General features: G+C 61.7%; 11 protein-coding genes. 8 read left to right on the top strand and 3 right to left on the bottom strand.

Features of this window, described 5'->3' with window-relative positions; translation table 11 throughout:
* The first annotated feature begins 80 nt into the window (after nt 1-80).
* Entirely contained in the window at nt 81-710 is a 630-nt protein-coding gene (locus tag FHT92_RS04955; RefSeq protein WP_183749098.1) for a hypothetical protein, read from the top strand.
* A 67-nt stretch (nt 711-777) separates the two neighbouring features.
* Here the strand turns inward: FHT92_RS04955 and FHT92_RS04950 are convergent, their stop codons facing one another.
* Together FHT92_RS04950 and FHT92_RS04945 are read right to left on the bottom strand one after the other, a co-directional pair.
* Nucleotides 778-1,083: a hypothetical protein gene (locus FHT92_RS04950; protein ID WP_183822936.1), complete on the bottom strand. Its 306-nt coding sequence runs from the start codon at nt 1,081-1,083 to the stop codon at nt 778-780.
* Nucleotides 1,080-1,517, bottom strand: a complete 438-nt coding sequence (locus tag FHT92_RS04945) for a nucleoside deaminase (RefSeq protein ID WP_183823830.1) — start codon at nt 1,515-1,517, stop codon at nt 1,080-1,082. The genes FHT92_RS04950 and FHT92_RS04945 overlap by 4 nt, the downstream gene beginning before the upstream one ends.
* Before the next feature lie 90 nt (nt 1,518-1,607).
* Between FHT92_RS04945 and FHT92_RS04940 the strand changes: the two genes are divergently transcribed.
* From FHT92_RS04940 to FHT92_RS04930, 3 genes are read left to right on the top strand one after another with little or no spacing between them, the layout of a single operon-like run.
* Complete coding sequence (locus FHT92_RS04940; protein WP_183822934.1) at nt 1,608-3,449, top strand: pseudouridine synthase; 1,842 nt, start codon at nt 1,608-1,610, stop codon at nt 3,447-3,449.
* Nucleotides 3,430-3,990, top strand: coding sequence for a 16S rRNA (guanine(966)-N(2))-methyltransferase RsmD (gene rsmD / locus FHT92_RS04935; RefSeq protein WP_183749101.1), 561 nt, complete (start codon nt 3,430-3,432; stop codon nt 3,988-3,990). Before FHT92_RS04940 ends, rsmD begins: the two co-directional genes overlap by 20 nt.
* Nucleotides 3,991-4,010: 20 nt before the next feature.
* The gene (locus FHT92_RS04930; protein ID WP_183749102.1) at nt 4,011-4,892 is read left to right on the top strand and encodes a patatin-like phospholipase family protein; all 882 of its coding nucleotides are present in this window, start codon (nt 4,011-4,013) and stop codon (nt 4,890-4,892) included.
* Between the two features lie 22 nt (nt 4,893-4,914).
* Here the strand turns inward: FHT92_RS04930 and FHT92_RS04925 are convergent, their stop codons facing one another.
* Nucleotides 4,915-6,726 (bottom strand): monovalent cation:proton antiporter-2 (CPA2) family protein, encoded by a 1,812-nt coding sequence (locus FHT92_RS04925; protein ID WP_183749103.1) that lies wholly within the window; start codon nt 6,724-6,726, stop codon nt 4,915-4,917.
* 115 nt (nt 6,727-6,841) lie between these two features.
* Between FHT92_RS04925 and FHT92_RS04920 the strand changes: the two genes are divergently transcribed.
* The 4 genes from FHT92_RS04920 (at nt 6,842) to waaA (ending at nt 10,810) form a co-directional block, all read left to right on the top strand.
* Nucleotides 6,842-8,191, top strand: a complete 1,350-nt coding sequence (locus FHT92_RS04920; RefSeq protein ID WP_183822932.1) for a TldD/PmbA family protein — start codon at nt 6,842-6,844, stop codon at nt 8,189-8,191.
* A gap of 15 nt (nt 8,192-8,206) precedes the next feature.
* A complete protein-coding gene (locus FHT92_RS04915; protein ID WP_183822930.1) occupies nt 8,207-9,013 on the top strand; it encodes a 3'(2'),5'-bisphosphate nucleotidase CysQ in 807 nt (268 codons plus the stop codon).
* A gap of 61 nt (nt 9,014-9,074) precedes the next feature.
* A complete protein-coding gene (locus FHT92_RS04910; protein ID WP_183749106.1) occupies nt 9,075-9,323 on the top strand; it encodes a DUF4170 domain-containing protein in 249 nt (82 codons plus the stop codon).
* A 167-nt stretch (nt 9,324-9,490) separates the two neighbouring features.
* Nucleotides 9,491-10,810, top strand: coding sequence for a lipid IV(A) 3-deoxy-D-manno-octulosonic acid transferase (gene waaA / locus FHT92_RS04905; protein WP_183822928.1), 1,320 nt, complete (start codon nt 9,491-9,493; stop codon nt 10,808-10,810).
* The last annotated feature ends 2 nt before the right edge of the window (nt 10,811-10,812 follow it).

Genomic DNA, 10,812 nt, shown 5'->3' with positions numbered 1-10,812 from the left:
CTGAAAATGGCCGGATTTTTGCTTCAGGGGGACGATTGTCCGGTGGACGATACTAATACCGGCGTGCGGGAAGGGTTTTCATGTTAGCGACGCATTGGTTCCGTTTGGGCGCCTGCCTGTCTCTTGTCATGGCGGGAAGCTCCATGATGTCAGGCTGCGCCAGCAGTCCGACTTACGGCACCGACAAGACCGCCATGGAACAGCTTGCCGACGACCTCGGCCAGTCCGTTTCGCTGACCGGTCCCGGTCCCAAGAACACCGGTGTAAAGTACACGCCGCGCCCGACGCTCGTCATGCCCGCTAAGGACCAGAAGGAAACCCTAGTCCCGCCGCAGGAGAATGTTGCCAACAAGGACAATCCGCAGTGGGTTGAATCGCCGGAAGAGGCTCGCGCCCGTCTCGTCAAGGAAGCTGACGAGAACTCGGACAATCCGAGCTATCGCTCGCCGCTCGCCAGCTCTGCCATCGAAGGCGGTCGCCAGACGAGCGAAGCCCAGACCAAGGCCTATCGCGAAGCCCGTGCGCTGCAGAAGGGCGCCTATATCGACCAGCGTCGCTATATTTCCGATCCGCCGACCGAATATCGCGCCGTGGACGATCCGGCAAAGCTCGATGACCTCGGCACGCCGGAGCAGAAGAAGGCCAAGCAGCGCAAGAAGGATGCTGCGGTCGCCAATAGCGGCACCAAGTGGTGGCAGATCCTTCAGTAAGAGCAATTCAGCAAAACTGAACAGCGGTTTTGCGTCCGGAATTGCGTGAAAGCAAAACGGAAATGCTCTAGCGGCGCGACGCGTTAAACCAGCGGTGCGTCAGCGTGATGTGCAGAAGCTGGCACGCGAGAAAGACGCCGCCCATCCAGGCAATATCGGTATTGCGCACTTGGTTGCTCTGCACGAGCGCGGCCAAAACGCCGGCAGCCAGCACCGGAATGAAGGCGAAAGCGATCGCCCGCGGTGCTGTCCAGCTCACCTCTCGCTTCAGCGACCATTGCATCGGCAGCTTCGCCACGCCCGGCGCGACCGTGCGGTTGGCGTAAACGGCAAGCACACCCATAACGGTGACGATTCCGATGGCAAGGATCATGGCGCGTCTCTTCTTTCGGAAAAGAATGCCCGCAACATATCCGCCGCTTCGGTCTCGTTGAAGCCAGAATAAACCTCCGGCGCATGGTGACAGGTCGGCTGGGCATAGAAGCGGATGCCATTGTCGACTGCTCCGCCTTTCGGGTCCTCCGCACCATAATAGAGCCTTCGGATACGGGCGAAGGAAATGGCAGCCGCGCACATGGTGCAAGGCTCCAGCGTGACATAGAGATCGGCGCCGACAAGACGTTCCTGGCCAAGCTTCTCGCAGGCCATGCGGATGGCGGCGATCTCGGCATGGGCGGTGACGTCGTTGAGTTCCCGCGTGCGATTTCCGGAGGCGGCGACTGCCGCGCCATCGACGACGACGACGGCGCCGATCGGCACTTCACCGCGTTTCGCAGCAGCGCGCGCTTCCTCGATCGCCATCTTCATAAATCGATTTGTCTTCACGTTCGCAAGAATTTCCACTTAACCGCAGGTGCATGACCTGATAGACAGGCCGAAAAGGCAGGCAAACAACAAATGACATCCAAAGACAAGCCAAAACGCCCAGGCGAAAGGCCCTCCGCGCGCGACGCACGGCCCAGAAGCGGTTCCAAGGCCGGTATCGACAAGCCATCGAAGGGCGCTGCTGCTGAAGTGGCAGCCAGCGAAGCGGATGGCGACGCCAAGGCCGAGCGCATTTCCAAGGTAATGGCGCGCGCCGGCGTCGCCTCGCGTCGCGATATCGAACGCATGATTATGGACGGCCGCGTCACGCTGAACGGCAAGCTCCTGGACACGCCCGTGGTCAACGTCACGCTCGAAGACAAGATCGAGGTCGACGGCGTGCCGATCCGCGGCATCGAGCGCACGCGTCTCTGGCTCTACCACAAGCCGCCGGGCCTGGTGACGACGAATTCAGATCCCGAAGGACGCCCGACCGTCTTCGACAATCTGCCGGAAGAGCTGCCCCGCGTCATGTCGATCGGCCGTCTCGACATCAATACAGAAGGCCTGCTGCTGCTCACCAATGACGGCGGTCTGGCTCGTGCGCTCGAGCTTCCGACAACCGGCTGGCTGCGCCGCTATCGCGTGCGCGCCCATGGTGACATAGATCAAGACGCGCTCGACAAGCTGAAGGATGGGATTGCCGTCGACGGCGTTCTCTACGGCTCGATCGACGCGACGCTCGACCGCACGCAGGGATCCAACGTCTGGATCACCATGGGTTTGCGCGAAGGCAAGAACCGCGAAATCAAGAACGTTCTCGGTGCGCTAGGTCTTGAGGTCAACCGCCTGATCCGCATCTCCTACGGTCCTTTCCAGCTCGGCGAACTGCCCGAGGGCGAGGTGATCGAGGTTCGCGGCCGTACGCTGCGCGACCAGCTCGGGCCCCGTCTCATCGAGGATGCCAAGGCGAATTTCGATGCGCCGATCTATAACGCTCCGGCCGTTGCCGCCGATGAGCCCGAAGAGCCGGCGCCTGTGCGGCGTGAACGTCCGCGTCGCGACGAGGACAAGCGCGAACGGGCGCTGAGCCGCCTCGATACCAAGCGCGGCGACCGTCGGGATGATCGCCGAGACGATCGAAAGGACGACCGTCGTAGCGAAGACGACAGGCCGAAGCGCCCGACGCTCGGCAGCCGCCGCAATGCCAATGTCTGGATGGCACCCGGTGCTCGTCCGCTTGGTGAGAAGGCAGCGGCCAAGGCTGCCAAGAATGCCCAGACTGCGCGCCGTCGCGGCGAAACCACCCCGGTGAAGGAACAGCGCTTCGAGCCTGCAGCCAATCGGTTGCGCCCGCAGATCAATCGCGTCCATGAAGAGGACGGCGAATGGATCCGCTCGAGTGAGACGCCTGCCAAGCGCGATGAGGATGAAGGTTTCGGCCGTAAGCGCTCCTTTGGTGATAAGTCGCGTGGCGAACGTCGCCCGCGTACGGGTGGAGAGGAGCGCCCGCGTTCCTTTCGCGACCGGCCACGAGAAGAGGGTGGCGAACGTTCTTCGCGTCCAGCCAGAAGCTTTGGCGGCGAGGGCCGGTCCGAGCGTCCTCGTGGCGACAAGCCCTTTAGCGGCAAGCCGCGTGGCGAGCACCGTCCACGCACGGAGGGTGGAGAGGAGCGTCCGCGTTCCTTCCGCGACCGGCCACGAGAAGAAGGTGGCGAACGTTCTCTGCGTACGGCCAGAAGCTTCGGGGGCGAGGGCCGATCGGAGCGTCCGCGCGGCGACAAGCCTTTCGGCGACAAATCCCGTGCGGCAAAGAATTTTTCCGGCAAGCCGAAGGGTGATCGGCCGGGTGGTGGTGGCAAGCCTTCCGGCGGGCCGTCCAGAGGTGGTGCGAAAGGCAAGGGAATGACACGCGGTGCGGATCGTCGGCGGTGAGTTTCGCGGACGGCCGCTTGCCGTACCAAAATCCAACGACATCCGGCCGACTGCCGACCGGACGCGTGAGAGCCTTTTCAACATTCTGAGCCATGCCTATCCGGAATGCGTCGATGGCACCCGGATACTCGATCTTTTCGCCGGTACAGGCGCCGTCGGCCTCGAGGCCGTCTCGCGCGGCTGTCGCCATGCGCTGTTCGTTGAAAACAGCGTGGAGGGCAGGGCGCTCCTCTGGGAAAACATCGATGCGCTCGGCCTGCATGGCAGGACGCGTATCCTGCGCCGTGATGCAACCGATCTCGGCAGCGTCGGCAATCTCGAGCCTTTCGACATGCTCTTTGCCGATCCGCCCTATGGCAGAGGATTGGGAGAGAAGGCGCTTGCGGCGGCTGCTGACGGCGGCTGGCTCAAGCCTGGCGCGATTACCGTTCTGGAAGAACGCGCCGATGTTGCCGTTTCGGTTCATCCTTCCTATGTTTTCCTCGAAAGTCGAATATTCGGCGACACCAGAGTACATTTTTTCCGGTATCAGCCGCAGTAGCCGGCACGTAGGAGCAGATCGTGCCGCAGGCGGAAATCATCAGTCCGAAATCGCCTGCCATCAGCGACCTTCCGACGGTCGCCGTCGCCTTCGGCGGCGGCGGTGCTCGCGGCCTCTCGCATATCCACATCATCGAAACGCTGGATGAACTCGGCATCCGCCCGATCGCGGTATCGGGTTCCTCCATCGGTGCCATCATGGGCTCCGGCATGGCCGCCGGCATGTCGGGGGCGGAAATCCGTGAACATGCGCTGGCGACAGTGGGCAACAAGGCCGCCGTCGTCAGCCGTATCTGGGGTCTGCGGCCGACAACGGTGCGTGACGCCGTGGCCAAGGGTATCCGCATCGGCCAATTCAATCTCGAACGCATCCTGAAAGCTTTCCTGCCATCGGAGCTTCCCCAGCGTTTCGAGGATCTGCTTGTGCCGATGAAGGTGATCACGACGGATTATTACGGCCAGAGTGAAGTCATCGTCGAACACGGCCAGCTTTTTCCGGCACTCGCCGCATCATCTGCCATTCCTGCAGTCTTCATGCCGGTGAGACTGCATGGGCGGGTCATGATTGACGGCGGCATCGCCAATCCCGTGCCTTACGAATGTTTAATGGATCTTGCTGATATCGTCATCGGCATCGATGTCGTCGGTGCACCTGAGGGCGACGGAACCCACATCCCGAACCGCATGGAAAGCATCTTCGGCTCGGGCCAGCTGATGATGCAGGCGGCGATTTCCCTGAAGCTGAAGCTCCTGCGTCCGCATATCTTCCTGCGCCCAATCGTCGGCCGCACCGGTGTCATGGATTTCCTAAAGGCTCGTGACGTGCTTGCCATGTCCGTCGGCGTCAAGGACGAGCTGAAATATGCGCTCGACCGGGAAATTGAGGCGCGGCTGAAGCGTTAATTTTTGAGAAGCTGGTGGACGTTTAGGCATCTGCCGTCGCGTCAGACCTGCTGACCAGCGGATCGTCGTCGAAGGGATCCGGCACCCGCTTGGGCTTGACCAGCGGCTCCGGATGGATCGGTTTCGAAAACAGCAAGTCCTGTCCCGCCTGCAGGCCCTCCGAAACCTGCAGCACCAGCCGCGCTTCGTCGCGCTTGCGAATGTCCTCGCCGATCTCGTAGGCATCGACTTCGGCGACACCGAGAGCCTCCAGGGTGCGCCGGCCGAAGAGCAGACCGGATTCCAGAGTTTCGCGCAGCTCGTAATCGACGCCCTTGTTGCGCAGTTCGATAGAGTGAATGCGGTCATAGGAGCGCACGAAGAGCGTCGTCTGCGGATAGTCGGCCTGGATCAACTCGACCACCTTGTCGGTGATCTCTTTCTTCTGGGTGCAGACGAGCACGATCTTGGCCCGGTCGATGCCGGCTGAACGCAGCACGTCCTTGCGGGTGCCGTCGCCGAAATAGATGCGGAAGCCGAAAGAGGATGCCTGCCGGATGCGGTCTGCGGAAAAATCGATGACGGTCACGCTCCGGCCGCCGGCGAGCAGGATCTGCGCGGCGATCTGGCCAAAACGCGAGAAACCAACCATGAGCACATCCGCACCCGCACCCTCGAAATCCTCGTTGAGTTCTTCATGCTCCTCTCCCGTCAGCATCCGTTTGGAAAGGGCGGCACCCAGAGGCGTCAGCGCCATGGAAAGGGTGACGATCGCAACGAGCAGCGAAGCTGTACTGCTGGGCATCAGCCCCGCGACGGCAGCCGTGGTGAAGAGGACGAAGCCGAATTCACCCCCTTGCGGCAGCAGGAAGGCGATGCGTACGGCATCATTATGTGAGGAGCGCGCCGCGCGGCAGAGTACATAGATGATGAGCGCTTTCACGGCCATGATGATAGGCACGGCGATGATGATGAAGAGCACGTTGTCGAGCAGCACCTGAAGCTGCAGGGACAGCCCTACAGCAATGAAGAAGATAGCGAGAAGCACGCCGCGGAAAGGTTCGATATCGGCTTCAAGCTCATGCCTGTAGGAGGATTCCGCCAGCATGACACCGGACAGGAAAGCGCCCATCGCCATCGAGAGCCCGGCAAACTGCATCAGGCTTGCTGATCCCATCACGACGAAGAGTGCGGCCGCGATCATCGCCTCGCGTGCGCCTGTGCGCGCAATGATCTGGAAGAGTGGGGTCAGCAGGTATCGGCCCATGATGATCATCGCACCAACCGCCGCGACGGAGACGCCGAAATCAACAAGCGGATTGCCGCTGCCCTTGTCGCCGTCGAGGATGGTGACGACAGCCAGAAGCGGGACAATCGCCAGATCCTGAAACAGCAGCACGGAGAAGGAGCGCTGCCCGTAGCGGGTATTGACGTCGCCGTCGCCTTCGAGGATCTGCATGGCGAACGCCGTCGAAGAAAGCGCCAGCCCGAAGCCGGCGACGATGCTGCCGCGCCATTCGAGCACGCCGGAAAACCAGGCAAGTGCTGTCAGCGCCAGGCCCGTCACCACCACCTGTGCCGTACCGAGACCGAAGATATCGCGCCGCATCTGCCAGAGGCGGGTGGGCTTCAATTCAAGCCCGATGATGAAAAGCAGGAAGACCACACCGAGTTCGGCAACATCGAGGATCTGCTCGCCATCGGTAATGCCGTGGAAGATCGGCCCGATGACGATGCCGGCAGCCAGATAGCCGAGAACCGTGCCGAGCCCGAGCTTCTTGAAGATCGGCGCGGCGACGACCGCGCCGCCGAGCAGCAGGATCGTTTCGGTGAAAAGCGCGTTTGGTGCGGACATGCTTCATTTCTTTCGGGTGGCGGGGCAAGCGGGCAGCCAGGAAAAGAATCGGCATCCACGGCCTTGATGCTTTCAGGAGTGCACAATAAATGGAACGGGAAGGAAAGGCCAAATCATGTCCTCTGAAATCGATTCCTCGACACTTCTTTCCCGTGCAAGTCAACTGATCGATCTGGCGAAAAAGGCAGGCGCCGATGCCGCCGATGCCGTCGTCGTCCGTTCGCGCTCTCAATCGGTCAGCGTTCGCCTGGGCAAGGTCGAAGGCACCGAGTCCTCGGAGAGCGACGACTTTTCACTCCGTGTCTTTGTCGGCAAGCGGGTGGCAAGCGTTTCCGCCAATCCGGGTTTTGACCTCACGGCGCTGGCTGAACGCGCCGTCGCCATGGCCAAGGTCTCGCCGGAAGATCCCTTCGCCTGCCTCGCCGATGAGAACAGGCTCGCAAAGACCTATCCCGATCTGCAGTTGCTCGATACGACCGAAGTCAGCGCCGACCAGCTGCGGGAAGCAGCCCTTGCTGCAGAAGCTGCAGCCCTTGCCGTGAAAGGGGTCACCAATTCCTCAGGCGCGGGCGCCTCTGCCGGACTGGGCGGGTTGGTGCTTGCCACCTCGCATGGTTTCGAAGGCAGCTACATGGCGTCGCGCTTCGGCAACTCCGTCAGCGTCATTGCCGGCGAAGGCACCGGCATGGAACGCGACTATGATTTCGACAGCCGTCTCTACTATGCCGAGCTCGACAATCCCGCCGAAATCGGCCGCCGGGCCGGCGAGCGCGCCATCAAGCGCGTCAATCCCCGTCAGGTGCCGACCGGCAAGGGTATCACCGTCATATTCGATCCGCGTGTTGCTCGCGGTTTTGTCGGCCATATTGCCGGTGCCATCAATGGTGCGTCGGTTGCCCGCAAGACGAGCTTCCTGCGTGACAAGATGGGTCAGCAGGTACTGAAAACGGGCCTGTCAATCACCGACGATCCCCTGATCGTGCGCGGCCCGTCCTCCCGTCCCTTCGATGGTGAGGGCGTCTCCGGCGAGCGGCTGGTCATGATCGAGGATGGCGTGCTCAAACACTGGTTCCTGTCGACTTCCACCGCAAACGAGATCGGCGGTCTGGAAACCAATGGCCGAGGCGTGCGCGGCGGCACCTCGGTCACACCCGCCTCGACCAACCTGGCGCTGGAGCCGGGCGACATCTCGCCGGAAGAGCTGATCCGCAGCGTCGGCAACGGCTTCTACGTGACCGAGTTGATCGGCCAGGGGGTCAACATGATAACAGGCGAATACAGCCGAGGCGCGACTGGTTTCTGGATCGAAAACGGCGAACTGACCTTCCCAGTGTCTGAGGTGACGATCGCCTCGAACCTCAAGGACATGTTCATGCGGCTGACGCTCGCCAACGACATCGACCGTAAATTCGGTGTGGCGGCTCCGACCTTCGCCATTGAAGGTATGACACTTGCCGGCCGCTGACGAACGGATGACGCGATGAGCGACACGCACAAGCGCTGGCAGAGCGATCTCGCGCTGATCGCCGATGCTGCGAAACAGGCGGGCGCCGTCGCACTTGGTTTCTTCAACAACTCGCCGGAAGTCTGGTGGAAGAACGAGGAACGCTCGCCTGTCAGTGCCGCCGATTTCGCCGCCAATGAAAAGCTTGAAGCCATCCTGCGCAGGGCACGACCGAACTATGGCTGGCTGTCCGAAGAGACCGACGACGATGCCGGTCGCCTGGAACACGAGACGCTGTTCATCGTCGATCCGATCGATGGCACACGGGCATTCTTGGCCGGCAAGGATCTCTGGTGCGTCAGTGTCGGCATCGTCCATCGTGGCCGCCCGGTTGCCGGCGTACTTTATGCACCGGCGCTCGATGAACTCTACGAAGCGGTCGAAGGCGGCTCCGCGCTGAAAAACGGCGAGCCGATTTCCGTCTCCACGCGCGGCGAAGCCGATCTCAGCCAGCTTGCCGTCAGCGAGGAACTGTTCAAGCTTCTGCCTGCGGAGGTTCGCGAACGCAGCGAGCGTGTCAAATATATCCCCTCACTCGCCTACCGCATCGCCATGGTAGCCGATGGCCGGCTGGACACGACGTTTGTCGGGCGGAATGCCCACGACTGGGATATTGCGGCAGCCGATCTTATTCTCGAGCGCGCCGGTGGCGGTCTTGTCGATCTTTCGGGGCATCCTACAACCTATAATAGAGAGAAAGTCAGCCACGAGGCGCTCTGCGCGTCGCCGGTTCCGCGTCTCCGCGAATATCTGGACTTGTTCACTCAGCTAAGAGATGGTTGACGTTTCCGTCAAAATCCCTCAGATGAGGGGCCGGAGGAGAATAGGCAGAAAGAGAATAAAAATGACGGACTCCGGCGGTAAAAAGCAGCTCCTGCACCTCGTCTTCGGTGGCGAACTCGAAAACCTCGATGGCATCCAGTTTCGTGATCTGAAGGATCTCGATATTGTCGGTATTTTCCCCGACTATGCCACGGCACTGACGGCCTGGAAAGCCAAGGCGCAGCAGACGGTCGACAATGCGCATATGCGCTATTTCATCGTCCACATGCATCGTTTGCTCGATCCGCAGGATACGATCGGGAGCAAGTGACCCGCGCAGCAAATCGGCTTGTCCTCCGCTGTCCACAGCGGGGGCCTTCGCGCATCGGTTCTCGCCCTCGTTCGACGCATTCTGAACAAATTGATCGGTCATGGCGGCCGCAACGATAATTAGGGAATTGGATTGATGTCGGTCTGCATGGATCGGAGGCCTGCTGAATGAGCTCCCGGATGGCGCGGATCGGTCTGAGCGCGTACCGTCTGGCGGGAACTGTGGCGTCGCCGGTCGTCGGCCTCTACATCACCTACCGCACGGCCAAGGGCAAGGAAGATCGTGCCCGCCGGTTGGAGCGCTTTGGCTATGCGAGCGCCAATCGGCCGCAAGGCCCGCTTGTCTGGTTTCATGCCGCAAGTGTCGGCGAAACCAACGCTGTCATTCCCCTGATCCGTGAAATTCGCCGCCGCGACATCCATGTCATCCTGACGACAGGCACCATCACCTCCGCGAGGCTTGCCGCTGAACGTCTCGGCAATGATGCGATCCATCAATATGTGCCGCTCGACCTGAAGCCCGCCGTCGGCCGCTTCCTCGATTACTGGCAGCCGGATTGCGCCATCATCGCCGAATCCGAGATCTGGCCCGCAACCGTGCTTGAACTTGGCCGTCGCCGCATTCCGCAAATCCTCGTCAATGCCCGCATGTCGGACCGCTCCTTCGCCCGCTGGCGCCGGCGCCCGTCGCTGGCCGAGGCGCTCTTCGAAAACTTGGCGCTCGTCATCGCCCAGTCTGATTTGGATGCCGAGCGCTTCCGTGATCTCGGCGCCGTGCCGGTCATCACGTCAGGCAACCTGAAGGTCGATACCGACGCACCGCCCTACGACGGCGCTGTCTTTGCCCGCTACAAAAAGCAGATCGGCGACCGCAAGACATGGGCAGCGATCTCCACTTTCGACGGCGAGGAAAACGCCGCCGGCATCGTCCATCGGGCGCTGCGTGATCGCGACAAGCAGCTGACAATTATTGTGCCGCGCCATCCCGAGCGTGCTGACGAGATCGAGGCGGTCCTCGTCAAGCAGGGGCTGAAAGTCGCCCGCCGCACACGGGACGATGTCCTGACCCCCGATATCGATATCTTCCTGGGTGATACAATCGGCGAAATGGGCCTTTATTTGCGCCTGACGGAAGTGGCCTTCGTCGGCCGCTCGCTCTTTGCCGAAGGCGGCCAGAACCCGCTCGAGCCGGCCATGCTCGGCTGCGCCATCCTGTCGGGCGGCAATGTGCAGAATTTCCGCGAGGCCTATCAGAAACTCGCCCGCAGCGGCAGCGCCCGCATGGTGCGCGACACCGAGATGCTGGCGAAGGGCGTGCATTATCTTCTGACCAATGACGAGGCGCGCGGCAAGATGATCCAGGCAGGCATCGCCACCGTGCATGAAATGCGCGGCGCGCTGAGCGCCACGTTGAAGGGGCTGGAGCCCTATATCAATCCGCTGACGGTGAAGGCGCGTTTGCTGCCGAAGGCCGTGGCGCAGGCCTGAGG

It is taken from the genome of Rhizobium sp. BK377 (genome assembly GCF_014193935.1).
In the GTDB taxonomy this organism is placed as follows: Bacteria; Pseudomonadota; Alphaproteobacteria; order Rhizobiales; family Rhizobiaceae; genus Rhizobium.
The sequence above is the reverse complement of the archived record's forward strand: the minus strand, read 5'-3'. Positions and strand labels throughout refer to the sequence as shown.